17 protein-coding genes are annotated in these 24924 nt (G+C 63.3%); 11 read left to right on the forward strand and 6 right to left on the reverse strand.

The window, feature by feature from the left end:
• Nucleotides 1–23 precede the first annotated feature (23 nt).
• Both tssG and J8I87_RS32010 read left to right on the forward strand, forming a co-directional pair.
• On the forward strand, nt 24–1028 hold the full coding sequence (gene tssG / locus J8I87_RS32005) for a type VI secretion system baseplate subunit TssG (RefSeq protein ID WP_313067171.1): 1005 nt from the start codon (nt 24–26) through the stop codon (nt 1026–1028).
• A 52-nt stretch (nt 1029–1080) separates the two neighbouring features.
• Nucleotides 1081–2208, forward strand: coding sequence for an ImpA family type VI secretion system protein (locus tag J8I87_RS32010; RefSeq protein WP_209936186.1), 1128 nt, complete (start codon nt 1081–1083; stop codon nt 2206–2208).
• A 179-nt stretch (nt 2209–2387) separates the two neighbouring features.
• Here the strand turns inward: J8I87_RS32010 and J8I87_RS32015 are convergent, their stop codons facing one another.
• Complete coding sequence (locus J8I87_RS32015) at nt 2388–2672, reverse strand: DUF3303 domain-containing protein (RefSeq protein ID WP_209936187.1); 285 nt, start codon at nt 2670–2672, stop codon at nt 2388–2390.
• Nucleotides 2673–3466: 794 nt separating this feature from the next.
• On the opposite strand from J8I87_RS32015, the gene uvrA reads away from it, so the two are divergent.
• The 5 genes from uvrA (at nt 3467) to J8I87_RS32040 (ending at nt 13803) form a co-directional block, all read left to right on the forward strand.
• Complete coding sequence (gene uvrA / locus J8I87_RS32020) at nt 3467–9388, forward strand: excinuclease ABC subunit UvrA (RefSeq protein ID WP_209936188.1); 5922 nt, start codon at nt 3467–3469, stop codon at nt 9386–9388.
• Between the two features lie 82 nt (nt 9389–9470).
• Nucleotides 9471–10535, forward strand: coding sequence for a DMT family transporter (locus tag J8I87_RS32025; protein ID WP_209936190.1), 1065 nt, complete (start codon nt 9471–9473; stop codon nt 10533–10535).
• Between the two features lie 264 nt (nt 10536–10799).
• Complete coding sequence (locus J8I87_RS32030; RefSeq protein ID WP_209936191.1) at nt 10800–11786, forward strand: alpha/beta fold hydrolase; 987 nt, start codon at nt 10800–10802, stop codon at nt 11784–11786.
• 194 nt (nt 11787–11980) lie between these two features.
• The gene (locus J8I87_RS32035; RefSeq protein ID WP_209936192.1) at nt 11981–12940 is read left to right on the forward strand and encodes a dicarboxylate transporter/tellurite-resistance protein TehA; all 960 of its coding nucleotides are present in this window, start codon (nt 11981–11983) and stop codon (nt 12938–12940) included.
• A 158-nt stretch (nt 12941–13098) separates the two neighbouring features.
• Nucleotides 13099–13803: a glutathione binding-like protein gene (locus tag J8I87_RS32040; RefSeq protein WP_209936193.1), complete on the forward strand. Its 705-nt coding sequence runs from the start codon at nt 13099–13101 to the stop codon at nt 13801–13803.
• A 51-nt stretch (nt 13804–13854) separates the two neighbouring features.
• Here the strand turns inward: J8I87_RS32040 and J8I87_RS32045 are convergent, their stop codons facing one another.
• From J8I87_RS32045 to J8I87_RS32060, 4 genes are all read right to left on the reverse strand, one after another.
• Entirely contained in the window at nt 13855–15039 is a 1185-nt protein-coding gene (locus J8I87_RS32045; protein WP_209936194.1) for a sterol desaturase family protein, read from the reverse strand.
• A 206-nt stretch (nt 15040–15245) separates the two neighbouring features.
• Nucleotides 15246–16100, reverse strand: coding sequence for an alpha/beta fold hydrolase (locus J8I87_RS32050; RefSeq protein ID WP_209936196.1), 855 nt, complete (start codon nt 16098–16100; stop codon nt 15246–15248).
• Nucleotides 16101–16108: 8 nt separating this feature from the next.
• Nucleotides 16109–17707 carry a benzoate-CoA ligase family protein gene (locus tag J8I87_RS32055; protein WP_209936197.1) on the reverse strand — a complete coding sequence of 533 codons (1599 nt, stop codon included), beginning with the start codon at nt 17705–17707 and terminating at the stop codon, nt 16109–16111.
• Between the two features lie 72 nt (nt 17708–17779).
• Nucleotides 17780–18259, reverse strand: a complete 480-nt coding sequence (locus J8I87_RS32060) for a DUF4863 family protein (protein ID WP_209936198.1) — start codon at nt 18257–18259, stop codon at nt 17780–17782.
• Between the two features lie 267 nt (nt 18260–18526).
• Here J8I87_RS32060 and J8I87_RS32065 point away from each other — a divergent pair, with 267 nt between their 5' ends.
• The 4 genes from J8I87_RS32065 to boxA all read left to right on the forward strand — a co-directional run bounded on the left by J8I87_RS32065 (nt 18527) and on the right by boxA (nt 24145).
• A complete protein-coding gene (locus J8I87_RS32065; RefSeq protein WP_209936199.1) occupies nt 18527–19489 on the forward strand; it encodes a helix-turn-helix transcriptional regulator in 963 nt (320 codons plus the stop codon).
• Between the two features lie 138 nt (nt 19490–19627).
• Nucleotides 19628–21298, forward strand: coding sequence for a 2,3-epoxybenzoyl-CoA dihydrolase (gene boxC / locus J8I87_RS32070; RefSeq protein ID WP_209936237.1), 1671 nt, complete (start codon nt 19628–19630; stop codon nt 21296–21298).
• Nucleotides 21299–21413: 115 nt separating this feature from the next.
• Complete coding sequence (boxB, locus tag J8I87_RS32075) at nt 21414–22841, forward strand: benzoyl-CoA 2,3-epoxidase subunit BoxB (protein ID WP_209936200.1); 1428 nt, start codon at nt 21414–21416, stop codon at nt 22839–22841.
• 53 nt (nt 22842–22894) lie between these two features.
• The gene (gene boxA / locus J8I87_RS32080; RefSeq protein WP_209936201.1) at nt 22895–24145 is read left to right on the forward strand and encodes a benzoyl-CoA 2,3-epoxidase subunit BoxA; all 1251 of its coding nucleotides are present in this window, start codon (nt 22895–22897) and stop codon (nt 24143–24145) included.
• A 14-nt stretch (nt 24146–24159) separates the two neighbouring features.
• Here the strand turns inward: boxA and J8I87_RS32085 are convergent, their stop codons facing one another.
• Nucleotides 24160–24894, reverse strand: a complete 735-nt coding sequence (locus J8I87_RS32085) for a TetR/AcrR family transcriptional regulator (protein ID WP_209936202.1) — start codon at nt 24892–24894, stop codon at nt 24160–24162.
• Nucleotides 24895–24924 lie beyond the last annotated feature (30 nt).

The raw sequence follows: 24924 nt of genomic DNA on the forward strand, positions 1-24924 counted from the left end.
CCTCCCGTCATCGCAATGGGAGAATCGTCAGCCATCAGCGACGTTCGCTCAATAACGGGGATTCTCGTGCGGATACGCTGATGCGCCGTATTGGCGCCGATGTGCGTGTCGATCCCATCGGAACGGCCCGGCGTCCAGGCGCCGAACCGTTCCGGCTGGGTCAGAAACCGAGCCTTGCGTTTGCGCCGCGCGAGATCGCGAGCGTCGACGAAATGGACGGACGTGTGCATATCCGCCTGATGGGGCTTGGCATGCTCGGGCCGAATGGGCCGCTGCCGATCCACATAACGGAGATTGCGCGGGAGCGTGAAGAAAGCCGGCGCGACCCTACGCTGGTCGATTTTCTGGACCTATTTCACCATCGCTATCTAACGCTGCTGTACCGCGCCTGGTCGAGTGCGCAGGCGGCGGCCGGGCTCGATCGGGCAGGTCCTCATAGCGAACGGTTCTCGTTCTACGTCGCCAGTCTGACCGGTCAGGACACGAAAGAGATCGCGCAGCGCGCACTGCCTGCTCATGCACAGCTGGCGGCGTCGGCTCATCTCGTGCGTGAAGCTCGCAACCCCGATGGTTTGCGCATGACGCTTGAACGCTATTTCGGCGTGCCCGTAGCGATCGACGAATACGTGTTCCACTGGATCGATGTCGCGCCCGAGGATTACAGCCACCTCGGCAAGCCAGGCGCTGCAGCGACGATGGGTGATGGGGCGATGCTGGGCGAGCAGGTTCCCGATCGCCAGCATCGTTTCCGCATCGTCATCGGTCCGCTCGATATCGACGAATACTTGCGGTTTACGCCGCGCGGTGCCGATTTGCGACGGCTTGTCGACTGGGTGCACAGCTTCATCAGCCGCGAATTTGAATGGGAGCTCGAGTTGCGTATCCGTGCCCAGAGTGCACCGCCCGCCGTGATGGGCGGGCCACAGCAACTGGGCTGGTCGGGATGGCTCGGCCGTTCGCCGGGTGGCGAGCCGATCACCGGTATGCGCTTCGAGCCGGAGCGTTACGTGGACACGTTCGTCGACTAGTCCGAGGCAATGATCGGCGCGCGTTGCAATACCTCGCAAATGGAATGACAGGATGAGTAACAGCAAAAAGCAGGGAACGACAAAAGCTTCAGAGGCTAAGGCCGCAGCGCCGCTGCATCACCACTGGATGTCGCCCGTCGATCCCGATGCGCCAGCCGGAGTCGATCTTGAATACGATCCGGAATTCGTCGTGCTGTCGGCGCAGATGACAGCGAAGGTGGACGCGCAATATGGCGATTTCGTCGGCACGCCAGAGCCGGTGAACTGGAGTGACGTCGATCGCGAGTGCCGGCGCCTGATGATGCGCAGCAAGGACATGCGCCTGGCCGTCCTGTTCACGCGCTGCCGCACGAGGCTCGCTGCATCGACGGGACTGGCGGAAGGCTTGGGGTTGCTGGCCGCGTGGCTCACTGCGTTTCCCGACGCGGTTCATCCGCAGCCGGGCGTGGATGACGATCAGGACGTGGGGCTCGAGATCCGCATGAACGCGCTGCAGGCACTGACCGATACCGATGGATTGCTCGGCGACGTGCGTGAGATCGCGCTGACGCGCTCCACCGCCGCACGCCTGCAGGTGCGTGACGTCGAGCGGGCATTCGCCCAGCCACGTCCGGGTGACGCGCTCGCCCCGGAGTCCGTCAGGCGGCAGCTCGACGATCTGCGCATCCAGTATCCCAACCTGCTCGCAGGTTTCGATGATGCGCTTGCAAGCCTCGCTACCATCGAACGCTGGTGCAAAGCGCAGTTGGGTGTCTATCAGCCGGACTTTGCTACGCTCACCCGGTTGCTGCAACGGGTCGTGGGCGACGGACCGCGCGTCGATACGCCATCGACTGCGCCCGTCGTTGACGAGAGCCCATCTACGGATAAGGCGATCTTGCTATCGACGAATGAAGATGCCCAAACTGGGCACGCGAAGGTTGCTGAACAAGTCGACATTGAATCAGAGCCAGCCGGACCGGGCATCAGTGCAGCGTCGAGCAGTCGTGAGGCTGCGCTGGAGCGGATCCGTGAAGCGCGTCACTGGTTCGAACTGAACGAGCCCAGCAGTCCCATCCCGGTATTACTGCGGCGGGCCGAGCAGTTTGTCGGCAAGCGGTATGTCGAAATTGTCAGAGCGATTCCGGCCGAGTTGCTCGCGCAATGGGAGAGCGAGCAGGCATGTCCGGGTGGCGAATGAGACGAAACAGGGCAGACATCCGTACATAAGAACCGAAACTGCACCGGTATCCTGATTAAAGCTGGGCTCGCAGAACATCAGCAGCACGCGATGAATCGGTGCGAGCCTCCCGCTTAAGAATCCGAATCGCCCGCTCAACATGGCACGCGCGTAACGCGAAATCTCTCAAACCTGCCCGCTCATTTCCCTGCCTGATACGCCGCCAGTGCCGCGCCGAGTTCCTCGTCAGTGACGGCGGGCGAGACCTTGAACGTAAATATGTCGCCCCACTGCAGCATCCATGCCGCCATGGGTGCCGTATTGTCGGACTCGACGATCGCGAATCCGCTCAGTTCGCCGATCGAATGCCATCGTCCGAGCATCGTCATGCCGTCGGGTGGCAGGGCGCCGCCCGTTTTGATGAAGCGCTCGATGGCCGATTGCTGCGCCGTCGGCAGCCCGTTCCACTGAACAATGAACTTCATTGCGCACCTCCACTTCACTCGCGACGATGCCGGCCAGTGGCAAGCCGTCACCGCACAGGCGCTGCAGAACGCGGCGCTCGGAAGCCCGCATCGGACGCGGACTTGTCCTACCCGATCCGCGATTGGATGCCGCCACCTCGGCGTGTTACAGAATGATAGGCAGCATCCGTTCAACTTCCATTCGGGAAGGCGTGGTTTCGAGTTCGTTCTGTGCGGCGTACCACGCCGCTTTGAAGTGCACGTCGAGCTTTAAGTTTTTGTTGAGCATGCGCTCATACATTGTTCCGTGCGTTCGGACGATTGGAGGTGCTGCGAGGAGTCGTCCGACGCCTTGTAGTCCGCCGGGGGCGAACCTGAGCGAAGACCATCGTCGATGCGCATTCGACCGCCGGAAGGCGACAAATGGCATGTGGCAAGCAGCCGATCAGCCTTCGTCCGAAGGCTAGGGGGCGGCCATTCGAATCCGGTCTTGCGCCGGTTTTTTCTTTTTTTGGACTTCATCTCTTCGCCTGGCGCCACGGGCTGCACGACCGGCGCCTCGCTCCGCAGGAGCCGGCTCCCGGCCGCGCGCGTCAGAAAACGGTCATTTGGCCTATGCCATTCGCTGCGGTATCGTCGTGCAATCGGCGTGCAAAACTGTATAAGCATACAGTATAGTATTCACCTATCCGGCACGGCGGGGCACCATGCCCCGGCGCACGCTCCAGGCTCCGCATAGTCCCCACGCGCATGCAAGCAGGGTCGCGACTGGCGGCCAGCACGCACGGGCCAACTCATTCAGACGGACAGTCAAATTGTCATCTAACGGAACGATCCGAATTCGTGGCGCACGCCAGCACAACCTGAAAAACGTCGATCTCGACTTGCGCACGGGCGAAATGACCGTCGTGACGGGACCGTCGGGCTCGGGGAAGTCGAGCCTCGTGTTCGACACGCTGTACGCTGAGGGGCAGCGGCGCTATGTCGAAACATTCAGCGCGTACGCTCGCCAGTTTCTCGACCGCATGGATCGGCCGCAGGTCGACCGCGTCGACGGCGTGCCGCCCGCCATCGCCATCGATCAAACCAATCCCGTGCGCAGTTCGCGTTCGACGGTCGGCACGATGACCGAGCTGAACGACCACCTGAAGCTGCTCTATGCACGCGCGGCGGAACTGTTCGACCGCAAGACGGCGCAGCCCGTCCGTCACGACTCGCCGGAGACGATCTACGCCGAACTCGACGCGCGCACGGCCGCCGACGATCCTCGTCTGGTCGTCACGTTCCCGGTCGAATTGCCGGAGGCGACCAGCGAGACGGAAGTCGAGCAATGGCTGTCCGCGAGCGGCTACACGCGGGTGCAGGCGCAGCGCGAGGTCGCGTCGCCGACGGGTATGCGCAAGGTGCTCGACGTCGTGGCGGACCGTTTCCGCCTGCATCAGATCGAGAAGGCGCGCGTGATCGAAGCGCTCGAAGCGTCGCTCAAGCGCGGAGGCGGGCGCGTCAATGTGTACGTGCTCGTGCCGGCGCGGGAAGGCGTCGAGGGCGATGCGGCCGAGCCCCAGATCTGGCGCTTTTCGACCGGCCTGCACAACCCCGATAGCGACCTGCGCTATGCCGATCCGCAGCCCGCGCTGTTCTCCTTCAATTCGGCCTACGGCGCTTGCGATACGTGCAGAGGTTTCGGGCGCGTGATCGGCGTCGACCTGGGCCTCGTGATTCCGGACGAGCGCAAGACGCTGCGCGGCGGCGCGATCAAGCCGATGCAGACGCCCGCATGGAAGGAGTGCCAGGATGACCTGATGCGCTATGCGGCGAAGGCGAACATCCGTCGCGATACGCGCTGGTCCGAACTCACGGAAGCCGAGCGCGACTGGGTCATCAACGGCTCGCCGGATTGGGACGGCGAATGGCAGAAGCAGTGGTATGGCGTGAAGCGCTTCTTCGGCTATCTCGAATCGAAAGCGTACAAGATGCATATCCGCGTGCTGCTGTCGAAGTATCGCAGCTACACGCCTTGTGAGACTTGTGGCGGCGCGCGTCTGAAAACGGAATCGCTGCTATGGCGGCTCGGTTCGAAACAGAACGCGGATGCCGTGCTGGATCCCGTGCAGCGCTTCATGCCGCGCGGCGTCGACTGGAACCGTGCGCAGCTCGAAGCGTTGCCGGGCTTGACGGTGCACGACCTGATGCTGCTGCCTATCGAGCGCATCCGGCGCTTTTTCGATGAGATCGCGCTGCCCAGCGCATTGCTCGACGACGCGCTGAAGCTGTTGCTGGCCGAAGTGCGCACGCGCGTCAAATACCTGTGCGATGTCGGGCTGGGTTATCTGACGCTCGATCGCCAGAGCCGCACGCTGTCGGGCGGCGAGGTGCAGCGGATCAACCTGACGACGGCGTTGGGCACGTCGCTCACCAAAACGCTGTTCGTGCTCGACGAGCCGAGCATTGGCCTTCATCCTCGCGATCTGAACCGGATCGTCGAGGCCATGCATCGTCTGCGAGACGCCGGCAACACGCTCGTTGTCGTCGAACACGATCCTTCCGTGATGCTCGCTGCCGATCGTCTGATCGATATGGGCCCCGGCCCGGGCGAACGCGGCGGCACGATCATTTACGACGGCACGCCCAATCGCATTCGCTCGTCGGGCACACTGACGGGCGAGTATCTCGGTGGACGCAAGCATGTCGCGGATGCCGCGCATTGGGCACATCGTCCCGTCGACGAAAGCACGCCGCGTCTCGTGCTCGAAAGCGCGCGCCAGCACAATCTGCAAGACGTGACGGTCGAAATTCCGTTGCAGCGTCTCGTGTGCGTGACGGGCGTATCGGGCTCCGGCAAGTCGACACTGATCCAGGACGTGCTGTACCCCGCGTTGTCGCGGCAACTCGGCAAGGCGACCGAGTCGCCGGGCGCTCACCGCGCTCTGAGCGGCGTCGAGCACATCAGCGACGCCGTGTTCGCCGACCAGTCGCCGATCGGCAAGACCACACGCTCGAACCCTGCGAGCTATGTCGGCGCATTCGACGAAATCCGCAAGCTGTTCGCCAAGGCGCCGCTTGCGCTTCAACGCGGGTATGGCGCGGGCGTCTTCAGCTTCAATTCGGGCGATGGCCGGTGCCCGACATGCGGCGGCTCCGGCTTCGAGCATATTGAAATGCAGTTCCTGAGCGACGTCTATCTGCGTTGTCCAGACTGCGACGGCAGCCGTTACCGGCCCGAAGTGCTCGAAGTGAAGATCGAGCGCGCGGGGCGCACGCTGAGCATCGCCGACGTGCTCGAGTTGACAGTGCACGAGGCCGTCGGCGTGTTTGCGGGCGATGGCGAAGTGTTGCGCGTATTGCAGCCGATCGTCGACGTCGGTCTCGAATACGTGAAGCTGGGTCAGCCAGTGCCGACGCTGTCGGGTGGTGAAGCTCAGCGTCTGAAGCTCGCGGGCTTTCTTGCGGAAACCGCTCAGGCGCGTACAGCGCGCGGCGGCGCGAAGCAGGCGCGTGAAATGCGTCTGTTCATGTTCGACGAACCGACCACCGGCCTTCATTTCGACGATATCGCCAAGCTGATGCAGGCGTTCGGCAAGCTGCTGGCAGGCGGCCATTCGCTCATCGTAATCGAGCACAATCTTGACGTGATTCGCGCGGCTGACTGGCTGATCGACCTGGGTCCCGAAGGCGGCGATGGCGGCGGCCTTGTCGTCTGCGCGGGCACGCCAGAAGACGTCAAACAATGCGTGGGATCGCATACGGGCGAAGCGCTCGTCCAATACGACCGGGCGATGGGCCTTGCGATCGAACCGACCGAGGCGGCTGAAAAGGCCGAAGCGGCTGCACAAGGCACGCCGCTGCAAACTGCGCTGAATGCGGCGCGCGCGCGGCGCGCCGTCGAGGGCGAAGACGTCGTGCGCATCGTGAACGCGCGCGAGCACAACCTCAAGGCACTCGATGTCGATATCCCGCACGGCAAGTTCAACGTGATCACGGGTGTGTCCGGTTCGGGCAAGTCGACGCTCGCATTCGACATTCTGTTCCATGAGGGACAACGCCGTTATCTCGAATCGCTGAACGCGTACGCGCGCTCGATCGTGCAGCCTGCGGGGCGACCCGAAGTCGACGCTGTGTACGGCATACCGCCCACCGTCGCAATCGAGCAGCGCCTGTCGCGCGGCGGCCGCAAGAGCACCGTCGCGACGACATCGGAGGTGTGGCACTTTCTGCGTTTGCTGTACGTGAAGCTGGGTATCCAGCACTGTGTTCACGATGGCGCGCCTGTGACGTCGCAAAGCGTCGAATCAATCGTCGCGCAGTTGATGCGCGATCACAAAGGCGAACACGTTGGCTTGCTCGCGCCGCTCGTCGTGAACCGCAAGGGCGTCTATACCGACCTCGCGAAATGGGCGAAGGCGCGCGGCAATACGCATTTGCGTGTCGACGGCGAGTTCGTGTCCGTCGACCCATGGCCGAAGCTGGACCGTTTCCGCGAACATACGATCGAATTGCCCGTCGGTGATATCGTCGTATCCGCGGACACCGAGGCCGAACTGCGTCGTCTGCTCGACGAAACGCTCGAGGCGGGCAAGGGCGTGATACATCTGCTGGCGCCTCTGGACGGTCTCGGCCATGCGATGACGAGCAACGGATCGACCGCGCATGTCGGTGAAGTGAAGGTGCTGTCGGTCAAGCGGGCATGCCCGGTATGCGGCACCAGCTATCCGGAACTCGACCCGCGCATGTTCTCGTACAACAGCAAGCACGGTTGGTGTACCACCTGTGTCGGCACGGGGCTCGCGTTGACGCGCGAACAACGCGCCGCGTACGACGACACCGTGCTGGTCGATGACAACCGTGGCCGCGAACAGACCTTGCCGTCGGATGAGCAGGAGCCAGAAGGCGTCGGCGAGGAGCCGTGTCCCGATTGCCATGGCACGCGCCTGAATCCGTCCGCGCGCGCGGTGACCTTCGACGAAACGCCTATCGTCGACGTCGCGCAATGGACGGTGTCGGACACACGGCGCTGGATCGAAGGACTTGAACTGGTTGGGCGCGACGCGGAAATCGCGCGTGACGTAATCAGCGAGATTGGCAGCCGGTTGCAGTTCCTCGAAGAGGTGGGCCTCGGTTATCTGAGTCTCGACCGCGCGGCGCCCAGCTTGTCGGGTGGCGAGGCGCAGCGCATTCGCCTCGCCGCGCAGCTTGGCAGCAACCTGCAAGGCGTCTGCTATGTACTCGACGAACCGACGATCGGTCTGCATCCGCGTGACAATCAGATTCTTCTGAACGCGCTGCGCAAGCTCGGCGACAAGGGCAACACGCTCGTCGTCGTCGAACACGATGAAGACACCATCCGCCGCGCTGATCACATCATCGATATTGGTCCCGGCGCGGGCAAGCGCGGCGGCACGCTGGTCGCGCAGGGCCGCGTCGGCGATCTTTCCGCGCAGTCCAGTTCGCTGACGGGCCAGTTTCTCGCGCAGCCTATCCTGCATCCTTTGCAGGCGCGGCGTCCTGTTTTGGCTGAAACGAAGCGCGCGGCGGCCGTGCCGGACAAGTGGCTCACCGTGCATCGCGCGACACTGCACAACCTGCGCGACGTGACGGTCGGTATTCCGCTGGGGCGTCTCGTCGCCGTGACGGGCGTTAGCGGTTCGGGCAAGTCGACGCTCGCTCGCGATGTGCTGATGACGAATCTGCTCGATGCCGTCGGCCGCTCCGTGCTGTCGTCGCCCGCCGTGCGCCGCGCCCGCAAGGCCGCGCAGACGGAAGAGGCGCCCGCTGCGAACCGTCGTTCGAGCGTCCTTGCGCGCACTGCGCCGCGGCCGTCGCTCAACGTCACGCATGCATGGCAAGGCTGCGAATCGATCAGCGGCTTCGAGTCGATCGATCGCGTGCTCGAAGTGGACCAGACGCCAATCGGCAAAACGCCGCGCTCGTGTCCGGCTACCTATATCGGCGTATGGGACACAATCCGCCGTCTGTTTGCCGACACGCTCGAAGCGCGGGCGCGAGGCTACACGGCTTCGCGCTTCTCGTTCAACACGGGCGATGGCCGGTGTCCCACCTGCGAGGGGCAGGGCGTGCGCACCATCGGCATGAGCTTCCTGCCGGACGTGAAGGTGCCGTGCGACGTATGTCACGGTCAGCGGTTCAACCCGGAAACGCTCGCAGTGACGTGGCGCGGCAAGAATATTGGCGACGTGCTGACGATGGAAATCGACGAAGCCGTCGAGTTCTTCGCGTCGATGTCGAATATTGCGCATCCATTGCAACTGATGAAGGACGTGGGCCTGGGGTATCTGACGCTCGGCCAGCCATCGCCGACGCTGTCGGGCGGCGAGGCCCAGCGCATCAAGCTGGTCACCGAGCTGAGCAAGGTCCGCGACGACATTACCCGTCGCGGACAAAAGGCGCCGCACACGCTGTATGTCCTGGACGAACCGACAGTCGGTCTGCATATGGCCGATGTCGCGAAGCTGATCCGCGTGCTGCACCGCCTCGCGGACGCGGGACATAGCGTCGTCGTGATTGAACACGATCTCGACGTGATCGCCGAGGCGGACTGGATCATCGATCTGGGACCGGAAGGCGGCGTCGGTGGTGGGTCGGTCGTCGCGGCGACCGATCCCGAAAGCCTCACGCGTGTCACGGCGAGCCATACGGGGAGCGCGTTACAGCCAGTGCTCGCGCGCGTCGTGGGCTCCTCGGACGAGCGTGTGGCGGGAGAGCGGGTCAGCGCGGGGTGACGCGGTCGTTACCTTTTCCCCGCGCATGGTCACCCATCGAATAGATGTACTGCGGTATTGGAAACAGGGTGAGGCTCACATCATGAATGCACGTTACAGCGGCGCGTTCGCAGCCGTTCTGGCAGCTGTCCTGTTCGGCGCGACGACGCCGTTCGCGAAGGCGCTGCTGGGTGCACTGTCGCCGTTCATGGTGGCTGGGCTGTTCTATCTCGGCAGCGGCGGCGGGCTTGCCATTGCGATGTTCGTGCGTCGTTTGCGACGCAAGCCGAACGCGCACGACCACGATCACCATCCGATGCCGGTGACGGAGTTGCCGTGGCTGATCGGCGCGATCGTCGCAGGCGGTATCGCGGGGCCGTCGCTTCTGATGTTCGGCCTGAGCGTGACGCCCGCCGCGACGGCTTCATTGCTGCTGAATCTCGAAGGCGTGTTCACTGCGCTGATCGCATGGTTCGTCTTTCGCGAGAACGTCGACGCGCGCGTGTTCATCGGCATGCTGGCGATTGTCGCGGGCGGCGCGCTGCTGTCGTGGCAGCCTGGCGGGAGCGGGGCGGGCGCGGGTGCGTCGCTGGTTGCGCTCGCGTGCCTGTGCTGGGCCGTCGACAATAATCTGACGCGCAAGGTCTCGAACAACGACGCGGTGTTCATTGCATGCGTCAAGGGGCTGACCGCGGGCATCGTGAACACAGGCATTGCGCTGTTGTCGGGCGCGCATATGCCGGGAGTGGGGCTGATCGCGGCATCGATGGTGGCGGGTTGGGCGGGCTACGGCGTGAGTCTCGTCCTGTTCGTCGTTGCCTTGCGGCATCTCGGCACCGCGCGCACGGGGGCCTACTTTTCGGTGGCGCCTTTGTGCGGCGTCGCCATTTCGTTTGCGCTCTGGCCTGAGCGCCCGCCGTTGTCGTTCTGGATCGCAGCCGCGCTGATGGCACTCGGTGTCTGGCTGCATCTGCGCGAACGCCATGTGCATGAACATACGCACGAAGCACTGGATCACAACCATCGACATCGGCACGACGAGCATCATCAACATCCGCATGATTTCGACTGGGATGGCGCTGAGCCGCATGCGCATCCTCACAGTCATACGCCCATCACGCATACGCACGCACATTTTCCCGATATCCATCATCGGCACCCGCATTGAGCCCGCGCGCCTGAACTTTTCGGGGCACGCAGCGCATTCGCGTAGTTCACCTCCAGCGCGCCCCCCCCCACACGTGCAATCCGATCGCATGAGTTCATCGGTGAACGCGTACGTCTATTCGCGCGGCCCTCTCTAACATCATCGACATCCGCCGCGTAACGCGCCGACGCGTCCGCCGGCTTTCCAGCACTGGCTTTTTCTGTCCGCTGATTCCCTGATCGAATCACGACGGAACGACGCGGTTCATCCATCGGAAACGTCACCATGCGAAACACGTTCTTATCTGCCTTGCTCACCGCGTCGATCGCGCTAACGGCCGTGGCACATCCCGCACACGCGGCCTCCTCGATCGATTATCTGCCGCCGAACTCATCGATCATCGTGAACTCGACGGAGAAAATTCACGACGGCAAGCTCGATGTGAACGGCGTGCGCTATCACTATCTGCTCGCACAAGGTCAGCCGGGCGCCGCGACGGTCGTGCTGCTGCACGGCTGGGCTTCCACGTCGTACATGTGGCGCCATGTGATGCCGCAACTCGTCGCGCGCGGCTATACGGTGCTGGCGCCTGATCTGCGTGGTCTCGGCGATACGTCCAAACCCGCGGCGGGCTACGAAAAGACAACCGTCGCCGACGATATCCGCGCTCTCGTCGAGAAACTCGGGCTTGGTCCGCAGATCAATCTTGTCGGTCACGATATGGGCGGCATGGTCGCGTACGCGTATGCCGCGCAGCACCCGGACGAAGTGCGCACGCTCGCGATTCTCGACGTGCCGCTGCCCGGTATCGAGCCTTGGGATCAACTCGTGCAGACGCCGCGCACGTGGCATTTCCGTTTCTACTCGGTGCAGGACGTGCCCGAGATGCTGATTGCGGGGCGCGAACTCGAATACCTGAAGTGGTTCCACAACTCGGAGGCCGTGAACTCGCGCGCGTTCACCGACGAAGTCGAGCAAACCTATGCCCGCGAATACGCAATGCCGGGCGCACTTCGCGCGGGCTTCGAATACTACCGTGCATTTCCGAACGACGTGAAGGCCAACCAGGCATTCGCCAGGACGAAACTCACGATGCCTGTGCTCGGCATCGGCGGCGCTGGAAGTTTCGGTCCCATTATCGGCGAGCATCTGCGACACGTTGCCACAAACGTCGAGGCCGTCAACGTGCAGGGTTCGGGCCATTGGGTGGCTGAAGAGCAGCCTGCAGCCGTTACCGGCGCGTTGCTGAAGTTCCTGCCGCCGGCGCGCTGAACCTGGTTCGACGACGCATGAACCCGGCGCATTCTGCGGGGTGTCGTCATACTTTGCGCACGCGCGAAGGTTGTCCAAAAGCGCGTCTTGCCGATGCACTCGCGTTTCGCCTCGATACGCGGCGCACGCGCGATGCGCGAGCGGCCCCTTGAACCTCGACTCGCGCAGCCCCGAAAGCAGATCGCACCCGCACCGTGAACAACACATCGATTTCCGCTTCGCTTTTCAGCATCGTGCTCGGATTGTCCGGCCTCGGACAGTCGTGGCGCGTCGCGGCGCGCATGTGGCATGTGCCCGCTGCTATCGGCGAAACGATCCTGCTGCTCGCGACGCTCGTCTGGTTCGGCTTGCTGCTCGCGTATGCGCTGCATGCGCTGCGGCATCCGGCGAAAGTCGTCGACGAGTTCACGCATCCCGTGGCGGGCGGCACGGCCGCGCTGCTGGGCGTGTCGACGCTGCTGGTCGTGCAGGCCGTGTTCCCGTATTCGCGAGGTCTGGCGGCGGCGCTGGCGGTGGCGGGGCTTGCGTGGCACCTGGCGTTCGCGTTGTGGCACACGGGCCTGCTATGGCAGGGCGGGCGCGATATGCTCGATACGGCGCCCACGCTCTACCTGCCGACCGTCGCCGGCAATTTCACGGGGGCGGCCGCGCTCGCGACGATGGGCCGCCCCGAGTGGGGCTGGCTGCTGTTCGGCGCGGGTCTATTTTCGTGGCTGGCCATCGAGCCGCTGATCATCTACCGGTTGTGGCACGGCGCGCCGCTGCCGGCTGCACAGCGTCCGCTGCTCGGCATCCAGTTCGCGCCGCCCGTGGTTGGCGCGGCGGCGGCTCTCGTGCTGCAACCGGGTTCCGCCCATCATTGGATCGTGATGTTGCTCGGTTATGGCTTGTTCCAGATGATGATCGGCATGCGCCTGGGTGGCTGGCTCATGAAGAATCCGTTCGCGCCGTCGTGGTGGGCCTATACGTTCGGCGTCGCATCGGCGACGCTGGCTTGCATGAAGCTCGCGCAGGCCGGCGTGCCGCCGGCGCAGACGCTGTCGGCGCCCGTGTTCGTTGGCGCCAACCTGTTGATCGGCTACCTTGGCGTGCGCACGCTCGTGCACCTGTTCGATCCGTCCGACGCGCGGGCGCAAACGGTCCGCGTCGATTGAGCAATCGCGTGATCCCACGCTTTGGCGCGCGCGAAACATCAGCATGCCGGCCTCCCGATGCGTCGCTGTTCGGGCACGAGCAAAGACGGCACAACCCGTCTATATTGATTGCCTGTTTTGATCCCCCGTTCGTCAACGGGAATTGACAAGGACCTTTCATGCCTGACCCATCCGTTTTCCCGATCGCGAAGAAATGGCCCGCGGCGCACCCCGAGCGCATCCAGCTCTACTCGCTGCCGACACCGAACGGCGTCAAGGTGTCGATCATGCTGGAGGAGACGGGCCTCGCGTATGAGCCGCATCTGGTGCGCTTCGACAGCAACGATCAGATGTCGCCGGAGTTCATGTCGCTCAACCCGAACAACAAGATTCCCGCCATCATCGATCCCAACGGACCGGATGGCGAGCCACTGCCGTTGTTCGAGTCGGGTGCGATCCTCATCTATCTCGCTGACAAGACGGGACAGTTGATGCCGAAGCGCGCGTCGGACCGCTACGAGACGATTCAATGGCTGATGTTCCAGATGGCCGGCGTCGGTCCGATGTTCGGCCAGGTCGGCTTCTTCCACAAATTCGCGGGCAAGGAATATGAGGACAAACGCCCGCGCGACCGCTACGTCAACGAAGCGAAGCGGCTGCTCAACGTGCTGAACGAGCGGCTCGCGACGCGCAAGTGGATCATGGGCGACGACTACACGATCGCCGATATCGCGACGTTCCCTTGGGTGCGCAACCTCGTCGGCTTTTACGAGGCGGGCCATCTGGTCGGCATCGACCAGTTTGCGCATGTGAAGCGCGCGCTCGATGCGTTTCTTGCGCGTCCCGCCGTCGTGAGGGGGCTGGAGATTCCGAAGCGCGGTTGAGCGCGTTCAGCTTGTCTGAAGGCCCTTGCCGACATCGCGACGGCAAGGGTTTTAATGGCGCCGGAAAGGAAATGCCTGTTGCTGGAAAAATCCATCGGGGACGTAATCGCCAACGACGCCGTACTTCTCGGGAAAACGCCTGTCTGTCTGGACGGCCGTGCCGAACAGGTGGTCGATGAACGCGAAGTGCGCAGCATAATTCCGGTCGATCGCTTCATCTTCCGACGAGTGGTGCCAATGGTGAAAATCGGGCGTGACGAAAACGTAGCGCAGTGGCCCCCAAGGCAGGCTGACGTTTGCGTGGTTGAACACCGCCTGGAAGCCCACGACGATGATGTACATATCGATAACCGTCTTGTCGAAGCCGAGCGCGAACAGTGGACCCAGCACGGCAATCCGTGTGGCGATCAACCCGAACAGGTGTTGACGCGACCCCGCAAGCCAATCCATCGACTTGACGCTGTGATGCACTGCATGAAAGCGCCATAGCACGGGCACTTCATGATAGGCACGGTGCGCCGTGTACTCAGCGAGATCGGCAACGAGCATGCAAAGCAGTAACTGTGGAACGAATGCAATCTGCTGCACTACATGTTGGAAACCTGCATTGGCCATCCAGCCGAATGCACGATGAATCGCGAGGTTCACGATCAGTAGTGCGAGACCGATAATGAAATGATTGACCGCGAAGTGCACCATGTCCGTTTGCCATTCGGCGCGAAACACGGGTTGCTGCCGGTGTAACGGAAAGAGCTTTTCGACCAGCACGAAGATCGTGGTCGAACCGAGCAGATCCAGAATGAACCAGTCGGCGCCGATATACGGCGTGTGATCTGGGAAGTCACCGACTGGTACGCGCGAGCCCCCGAGCGCGACCGCTGCGAGCACGAAGATGAACGCAAGTGCATTGATGTGTCGCCGGTTGTCGATCACGATGCTGCCAAGTGCAAGCCCGCCCGATACGATCAGCGCAGTGAACAGCAGATGCCGCATCAGGTCTACTGAGTAGACGTGACGCAGTTCCGGTGTGGTCAAGTACTGCGGGAATTGGAATGCAAGTACACCGAGCAGCGATAGAAAGCTGAGCACGAGTGCGAGAATCGTCGCGATCAGGCCGCTGCCGAACACGAGTTGGCCGTGGCTCGCGAGCAGCTTTCTGGTTGCGACGACAGTGGTTCGGGTAACGAGGCGAGAGGCGTCGGGCTGTTTGGATTCTTGTTGCTGATCGCGATTCATGTTGCCGTTATCTGGAGGGGGATACGGAAACGCGCGTGTAGAGAGCGTGAGCCCGCAGGGCACTGCGACGCGCGGTCGTTCGGCATCCTATACCGTCGCGGCTGGCTGAGAACGGGATAAATGTAAAGAATGGTCGCGGCAGGGGGCTTTGCGTGCGCAGGTGTCAGAGGCCGTCCCACATGCAACGAAATGCGTCACCGAACGACTCAGGTCCGCATGGAATCGGAGTGCACTTCGATGAACTGGACGATCGCCTCATTGAGCGCCTGCGGCGCATCGCGATGCGGAGAATGTCCGCAGTGGTCGAGCTTCGCCAATTGGGCACGCGCGACACGTTGCGCGATGGTTTCGATCTGCGCCATCGTGCCGTAGTGATCGTCGTGGCCTTGCACGGCAAGCAGCGGGCAACGAATGCCGCCGAGTTCATCGACGATGCTCCACGACCTGAACGCCGCGCTCAGCCATACGTCGTTCCAGCCATAGAAGGCCGAGTCGACGTCGTCGTGATGACGCGCCAGCTTGCTGCGCAAATCGGTCTGTTCGTATGCCGTCTTCGCTTCCGCAATGCTCGCGACGGAGATGTCTTCGACGAAGACATGCGGCGCGATGACGACGGCGCCTGCCAGCGCATCGGGAAACGCGGCTGCATAGAGCAGTGTGATCGAACCACCGTCGCTGTGTCCGATCAACCACATGCATTGCCGTTCCACGGCGCTCACGCCGAGTGCATCCAGCAGTGCGGGCAGCACGTCGCGCGCCTGCAGCGACATGAAGTCCACGGGCAGCTTGACGTCGCGCGGACGCGGAGTCGAGCGCCCGTAGCCCGGACGCGAGTACACGAGGCCGCGCATGCCGAGCCGGTCGCACAAGGTCTGCGGCCAGTCTTTCCACATCGCGACCGATCCGAGGCCTTCATGCAGGAACACGGCCAGCGGCGCATCGGCCCGATGCGCATTGAGCCAGCGGTATTCGATAGTCAACGCGCCGCGTTGCGCGTTCGCGGGCAACGCGATCAACGCGCTCTTCGCGTCGTCGCGCGATTTCGTTGCAGTTTCGGACATCCCGTTCGTCAGCCTTTTAGCTGTTCTCGCAGTTTGAAGCGTTGAATCTTACCTGTTGCCGTCTTCGGCAGATCGTCGACGAAGACGATATCGCGCGGATACTTGTGCGGCGCGAGCTTGCCTTTGACGAACGACTTCAGTTCGTTGGCGAGCGCATCGCATGCATCGGCACTTTGTTTCAGCACGACGAACGCACGCGTTTTCAGCAGTCCGCCGTGATCGACGCCGACGACGGCCGCCTCCAGCACGGAAGTATGTTGCACGAGCACCATTTCGACTTCGACGGGCGACACATATTGGCCGCTGACCTTCAGCATGTCGTCGCTGCGGCCCGCGTACTGATAGCAGCCGTTCGCCAGACGGCAGTACTTGTCGCCGCTGCGGATCCATTCGCCAAGAAAGGTCGCGCGGGACTTCTCGCGATTGCTCCAGTACATCAAGGCCGCACTCGGCCCCTTGATGAAGAGATCGCCGACTTCGCCGTCGGGCACGGAATGACCCGTTTCGTCCCGCAACTCCACTTCATATCCCGGCACTGGACGGCCCGTCGTTCCGTATTCGACTTCACCTGCGCGATTCGATAGAAAGATGTGCAGCATCTCGGTCGAACCGATGCCGTCCAGGATCTCGCAGCCGAAGTGCGCCGTGAACCGTTCGCCGATCTCACGTGGCAGTGCTTCGCCGGCTGACGTGCAGATGCGCATCGCGACCTGCTCGCGCGGTGGCAGGTTGGGCGATACCAGCATGTTTGCGTATAGCGTGGGCACGCCGTAGAAGATCGTCGGCCGATGCTGGACCAGGCGTTTGAAGATGGCGTCGGGCGTGGGGCGTTCGGCCATCAGCACGGCCGTCGCGCCGACCGAGAGCGGAAATGTCAGTGCATTGCCGAGACCGTAGGCGAAGAACAGCTTGGCGGCCGAGAACACGACATCCTGCTCGCCGATGCCGAGTATCGGTTTTGCGTACAGCTCGGCCGTCCAGTACAGGTTGGCGTGCGTATGGACGGTGCCCTTCGGCTTTCCGGTGGAGCCCGATGAATACAGCCAGAACGCAATGTCGTCGCCGCTGCATGCATTCGGCTTCATCGACGGCTCGGCGCCATCGATCAACTGGTTCAGCACATACGCCGGCGGCGGATCGAGGCGCACTGGCTGCGAGACGATCAGCAGGCAGCCGTCGTGTTCGGCCTCGCGCATCGCCGTCTCGACGCCCGGCAGCAGCGCGCCCGACGCGATCACGGCGCGCGCGTGGCTATGCGTGAGCATGTACAGATAGTCGGCGGCCGTCAGCAGCGTGTTCGCGACGACGGGCACCACGCCTGCGTACAGCGCGCCGAGAAACGCGATGGGCAATTCGATCGTGTCGAGCATCACGAGCAGGATGCGCTCTTCGGGATGAATGCCCAGCGAGCGCAGCGCGGCAGCGAAGCGTCGCGCGCGCTCTTCGAGCTGCGCGTAGGTCGCAATGCCCGAATCGTCGATGTAGGCGGGCTTGTCCGGGCGCACGTCGTTGAGCCGGAACAGATGTGCCGCAAAGTTGAATTGCGCGGGCGGCGCTTCGACGTGCGGCGCCGGATGGCTGGCGCGCGTTTGCAGCAGGGCTTCCATGTGTCCTCCGGCGATTTGAGGCGGCGTCCGTGATTGTCGGGTGTGCGGTGGCGTGCGGGGCGAAGTCGCGTGTCAGGCGGACGCGGCGTCCCGTGTGAATTCGATTGCACCTTGCGGCAACAGATACAGCACCAGCGCCTGACCGTGCGCGACGGTCGGCCGATGCGCGCTGCCCGGTGCATAGACGCACCAGCCGGCCGGATGACCGTCGAAGGTCGCGCCTTCTGTGAGCGGGATGATCAGATCGATTTCGCCGTGCGGATGCACGTGATGCGGACCGGCAATGTCTTGCATGTCGACGACATCGACGGAAAAGCCATGCGTATCCGGCGTCGGCTTGATGACGCGGCCATAGCGGATGCCGCCATGCTCGCGGTTGCAGAGCCACCCTTCGGCGACGCCCGTGCGGCATGCGTCGGCAAGCTCGCGCCAGGTGTCGCTGCCCGCAGGCCAGGTCGCGTTGAGCCATGCGGCGAGCGATGCGTCGAGTGGACGGTCCGCCAGTCGCGCGGTCACGCCTGCAACCAGACGCTGAAATTCTTGAGGGGACATGCTTGCCTCCTGTCGACCAAAGATCGCGTGCCGAGCGGGTGTGTGCCCATCCGATGCCTCGCTCTGGTCGCATGCAAGATAGTTGCTGCCGGCCGACACGCACCTTAGTTCATGCGCCGTATGACCGATCGTCTCCGATTTCGCCTATGCCATCCGGACGAGGGCTGTCGGCGTTGTTATTGCTGCGATATGCGGCGAAAATTAACCGTTCACCCTGAGCATGTCAAGCACTATAGTACATATACCTAAGCGATGAGGCTTCGCGACATGAACCAAAATTACTCAGCTGTAACGGCCAGTGCTGCGTCCGCGCCTCGTGCCGACGATGACGCGCACAAAGCGGAGCGCGAAGAGCGCGATCCGTTTCTGACCGCGATGGGCGAGCGCGTGAGGCTGCTGCGTGCGCGCCGCGGCATGACGCGCAAGACGCTGGCGTCGGAGACGGGCTTGTCCGAGCGGCATCTCGCGAACCTCGAATCGGGCGTCGGCAACGCGTCGGTGCTGGTGCTACGGCAGATCGCGGCCACGCTGAACTGCCCGCTCGCCGAAGTAATCGGCGACGAAACCACGTCGTCGGCCGAATGGCTGCTGATCCGCGAGCTGCTGCAAGGGCGCGACCAGGCGGCGCTGCAACGTGCGCGCGTCGCGCTTTCGGAGATGTTCGCGCAGGCGCCGCGCGACCCACACCGCAAGGACCGCATCGCGCTGATCGGACTGCGCGGCGCGGGTAAATCGACGCTCGGCCGGATGCTCGCGCAGGAGCGCAAGGTGCCGTTCATCGAGATCACGCGCGTGATCGAGCAGATGGCTGGCTGTCCGCCGTCGGAAATCCATTCGCTATACGGGGCGAGCGCGTATCGCCGCTACGAGCAGCGGGCGCTGGAAGCCGTGATCGGCGAGCACGAGCGCGCCGTGATCGCGTCGCCGGGCGGCCTCGTGTCGGAGCCAGCCACCTTCAATACGCTGCTTGCGCACTGCTTTACCGTGTGGCTGCAGGCGAGCCCCGAGGAGCACATGCGCCGCGTCGTCGCGCAGGGCGATCTGCGGCCGATGTCGGGCAACAAGGAGGCGATGGAGGATCTCAAGCGCATCCTTGCGGGGCGCGGCGAACTGTATGGCCGCGCGGACATGACGTTCGACACCAGCGAGCGCACGCTTGCCGACGCGTACCTGCAACTGCGCGATCGACTCGCTGCGCGCCTTGCTGCCGAACTGGGCGACGAAATCTGATGCATTCGGTCGGCCGCCTCGCAAGAGGCAGGGATAACCCGGCAATATGAAATAAAGTGCTTTACATGGGTGAGATGATGCACTATTGTTCTTTAAAACAATCTGCATCTGCTCCAGGAGACGCCCATGTCCTCAGCCATGCCCGCGGCAGACACCGCCGTCGCGCGAGTCGACTATCGCACCGATCCATCGCAATACAAGCACTGGAAGCTCGCGTTCAACGGCCCGGTGGCCACGCTCGGCATCGATATCGCCGAAGACGGCGGCATCCGTGACGGCTACAAGCTGAAATTGAATTCATACGATCTGGGCGTCGACATCGAATTGCATGATGCACTCCAGCGCATTCGCTTCGAGCATCCCGAAGTACGCACAGTCGTGCTCACGAGCCTCAAGGACCGCGTGTTCTGTTCGGGTGCAAACATCTTCATGCTCGGGCTGTCGTCACATGCATGGAAGGTCAACTTCTGCAAGTTCACGAACGAAACGCGCAACGGCATTGAAGACTCGTCGCGTCACTCGGGCCTGAAGTTTCTTGCAGCTGTGAACGGTGCATGTGCAGGCGGCGGATATGAACTGGCACTCGCCTGCGATGAGATCTATCTGGTGGACGACCGTTCGTCTTCCGTCGCGCTGCCGGAAGTGCCATTGCTCGGCGTGCTGCCCGGCACGGGCGGCCTCACGCGCGTCACCGACAAGCGCAAGGTCAGGCACGATCGCGCCGATATTTTCTGCACCGTGGTCGAGGGCATTCGCGGCGCGCGGGCGAAGGAGTGGCGACTCGTCGATGAAGTCGTGAAGCCGAACCAGTTCGAGCAGGCCATTGCGGCGCGCGCGCTGGAACTCGCGCAGCAAAGCGATCGTCCCGCGGATGCGAAGGGCGTGACGCTCACGCGTGTCGAGCGCACGGACCGCGAGGACGGCCTGATCTACGCGACGCTCGACGTCACGATCGATCGCGCGAAGCGCACGGCCACGTTCACGGCGAAAGCGCCGACGACGGAACAGCCGCGCGATATCGATGCCATCGTTGCGAAGGGCGCGAACTGGTGGCCGCTGCAATTCGCACGCGAGCTCGACGATGCGATTCTGTCGATGCGCACGAACGAACTCGACATCGGCACATGGATCCTGAAGACGCAAGGCGATGCGCGCGCAGTGCTCGCCGCCGACGCCGCGCTGCTTCAGCACAAGGACCATTGGTTCGTGCGCGAGACGATCGGTCTGTTGCGCCGCACGCTGGCGCGCATCGACGTGTCGTCGCGTTCGCTGTTCGCGCTGATCGAACCGGGCTCATGCTTTGCCGGCACGTTCGCCGAGCTCGCGTTTGCCGCGGACCGTACCTACATGGCCGCGCTGCCCGCGAACGAAGACGAGGAGCCTGCCATCACGCTGTCGGAGGTCAACTTCGGGCTGTATCCGATGGTCACGCATCAGTCGCGGCTCGCGCGGCGCTTCTACGAAGAAGCCGAACCGCTCGACGCAGCGCGCGCGAAGATCGGCCAGCCGGTGAAAGCGGTGGAAGCGGAGCGCCTCGGTCTCGTGACCGCGTCGCCGGACGATATCGACTGGGCCGACGAAATCCGCATCGCGCTCGAAGAACGCGCGGCGATGTCGCCCGATGCGCTGACAGGCATGGAAGCGAATCTGCGCTTCAATGGCCGCGAGACGATGGAGACGCGCATCTTCGGCCGCCTGACGGCATGGCAGAACTGGATTTTCAACCGGCCGAACGCAGTGGGCGAGAAGGGCGCGCTCAAGGTGTACGGCAAGGGCAGCAAGGCGCAATTCGACGTGTCGCGCGTCTGAGCCCAAACAACATCCCGTTCACGACATCGCCACGTCACTGCCGGCGTCATCGCGCTCCAGCCAGCCGATACGCGCCGCACGCCAGACCCAACACGCACCGCGCCAAGGAACCGACATGTCCACGATCAACTACAGCGACAAGATCCCGAACAACGTCAACCTCGCCGACGACCGCGCGCTGCAACGCGCGCTCGAACAATGGCAGCCGAATTTCCTGTCATGGTGGGGCGACATGGGCCCCGACGGCTCGCACGGCTTCGACGTGTATCTGCGCACGGCAACGAGCGTCGATCCGGGCGGCTGGGCGCACTTCGACTACGTGAAGATGCCCGACTATCGCTGGGGCATTTTTCTCACGCCGGGCGAGCAGGACCGCACGATCCATTTCGGCGAGCACAAGGGTGAAGCCGCGTGGCAGGACGTGCCCGGCGAGCATCGCGCGAATCTGCGCCGCATCATCGTCACGCAGGGCGATACGGAGCCGGCGTCCGTCGAGCAGCAGCGTCATCTCGGACTCACGGCGCCATCGCTTTACGATCTGCGCAACCTGTTTCAGGTGAATGTCGAAGAAGGCCGGCACCTGTGGGCGATGGTGTATCTGCTGCATCGCTATTTCGGCCGCGACGGGCGCGAGGAAGCACAAGCGCTGCTCGGCCGCCGCTCGGGCGATGACGATAACCCGCGCATTCTCGGCGCGTTCAACGAAAAAACGCCGGACTGGCTCGCGTTCTTCATGTTCACGTACTTCACCGACCGCGACGGCAAATTCCAGTTGAGCGCGCTGGCCGAGTCGGGCTTCGATCCCCTCGCGCGCACGACCAGATTCATGTTGACGGAAGAAGCGCATCACATGTTCGTCGGCGAGTCGGGTGTGTCGCGTGTCGTGCAGCGCACAGCGCAGGTGATGAACGAACTGAAGACCGACGACGCGAGCAGACTTCGCGCAGCCGGCGTGATCGATCTGCCGACCATCCAGCGCTATCTGAACTTCCACTACTCGGTGACGATCGATCTGTTCGGCGCGGATCAGTCGTCGAATGCGGCGATCTTCTATAGCTCCGGCCTGAAGGGCCGCTATGAGGAGACGAAGCGCGACGACGACCATCAATTGAAGCATCAGAGCTACAAGCTGCTCGATGTCGAAGACGGCAAGCTGGTCGAGCGCGAAGTGCCGATGCTCAACGCGATGAACGAAGTGCTGCGCGACGATTACATCAAGGACTCCGTCGCGGGCGTCGGGCGCTGGAACAAGGTGCTGGAGAAGGCCGGCATCGACTTCCGGCTGACCGTGCCCCACAAGGCTTTCAACCGGCAGATCGGCACCTTTGCGGGCACGCGCGTCGCGCCCGATGGCCGTGTGCTCGGCGAAGCCGAATGGGCCGCGAACGAAGCGAAGTGGCTGCCGACGGCCGAAGACCGCGCATTCGTCGCTTCACTGATGGGGCGCGTCGCCGAGCCCGGCAAGTTCGCGAACTGGATCGCGCCGCCCGCGATGGGCATCAACCGTCAACCCGTCGATTTCGAATACGTGCGCTTCAACTGAACATCGCGCAAGAGCAAAGGCAAAACGAAAGGCGGAAGCAGGAGACAGTCATTATGAACGCGCCCGTACCGATCGAAATCCTGAAGCAGCATCTGATCGATCCGGAAATCTGCATTCGCTGCAACACGTGTGAAGAGACCTGTCCGATCGATGCGATCACGCACGACGGCACGAACTACGTCGTGAAGCCGGACGTGTGCAACGGCTGCATGGCCTGCGTGCCGCCGTGCCCGACGGGCGCGATCGACAACTGGCGCTCGGTGCTGAAGGCCGACGCGTACAGCATCGACGAGCAGTACACGTGGGACGTGTTGCCCGAACAGGGAACGATGGCGTTGCCGTCATCCGCTGAAGTGCCTGCGAACGAAGCCTCCGCCAGCGGCGGCGGCACTGACGAAGCCCAAGGCATCGAAGTCGACACGGTGCGCGGCGCGGTGGTGCCGCCGTGGTCGGCAGCGCGTCCGTATGTGAATCTCTACACGCACAGGAACCCGACGACGGCGACGGTGGTCGGCAACTATCGGCTGACGGACGAGTCGACGGAAAGCGACATCCATCATATCGTGCTCGATTTCGGCGCGATGCCGTTCCCGGTGCTCGAAGGCCAGTCGATCGGCATTTTACCCCCCGGCAGCGCCGCCGACGGACGCGCGCATCATGCGCGGCAGTACTCGATTGCGAGCCCGCGCGATGGCGAGCGGCCCGGCTACAACAACGTGTCGCTGACCGTGAAGCGCGTGACGCAGGATTACGTGGGCAACGCGACCAATGGCGTGTGCTCGAACTACCTGTGCGACCTGAAGAAGGGCGACGTCGTCAACGTGATCGGCCCGTTCGGCAGCACGTTCCTGATGCCCAATCATCCGAACTCGCATCTGCTGATGATCTGCACGGGCACGGGCTCGGCGCCGATGCGCGCAATGACGGAGTATCGGCGCCGGCGCAGGCTGAAGGGCGCAACGGGCAGGCTGATGCTGTTCTTCGGCGCGCGCACGAAAGAAGAGCTGCCTTACTTCGGCCCCTTGACGAATCTGCCGAAAGATTTCATCGACACGAACCTCGCGTTCTCACGCACGCCCGGCGAACGCAAGCGCTATGTGCAGGACGCGATGCGCGATCGCGCCGCCGACGTCGCGCAACTGCTCAGGGACGACAACACGTACACCTACGTGTGCGGACTGAAGGGCATGGAAGACGGCGTGCTGCAGTCGCTGAAGGATATCGCCGACCAGCATGGTCTCGAATGGGACGCGCTGTGGCAAAGGCTCAAGCGCGAAGGCCGCCTGCATCTGGAGACGTATTGAGCGCGTGACGGCGCTCAGGTCTTCGCAGCAGGAGACCGCGCCCCGCACGCACGAATCACGAGCTGCACGACCTGTTCCGTCGCGGCGTCAAAGGCCCTTGGCGACAACGCCCGTTTGCCGCCCAGCGCGCGTATCTGCGCGTCGAAGTCCGCGTAGTGCTGCGTCGTTGCCCAGATCATGTACATCAGCGTCTGCGCATCGACGTTCGCGAGCAATCCGCGCGCGATCCAGTCGTCGATGACGGTCACGCGCGTATCGAGCCAGGGCTTCACGCGCTGCGCGAGAATGTCGTTCATGTGCTCCGCGCCGTGGATGATCTCGTTGGCCCACACCTTCGACCCGAGCGGCCGGCGCCGCGACAATTCCATCTTCGCCCGCACATAGCCGCCGATCGCCGCGACGGGATCGTCGCTCGCTTCGAACGTGTTGGCTGCGCGGTGCCAGTCTTCGAACAGGTCTTCGAGCACGCGCCGATAGAGCGCGAGCTTCGTCGGGAAGTAGTAATGGACGTTGGCCTTCGGTAAGCCTGCGCGTTCGGCGATCATCGCGGTGCTCGCGCCTTCGAAGCCGCGCTCCGCAAAAACCGCCTCCGCGCACGCCAGAAGATGCGCCTCGTTGCTCTCGCGGATGTGAGCCTTGCGCCGCCGCAAAGGCGGGGGCGCTTCGTCGTTTTCGGTCCCGATCATTGCCTCTTCTTCCACTGGCTTGTCGTGTCTCATCGTTGGCCTCGCTGCCGCGTCGCGCTTCATTCTAGCCCCTCGCGCCGCGATCGGATGAAC

The organism is Paraburkholderia sp. LEh10, assembly GCF_017814945.1.
Taxonomy (GTDB): domain Bacteria; phylum Pseudomonadota; class Gammaproteobacteria; order Burkholderiales; family Burkholderiaceae; genus Paraburkholderia.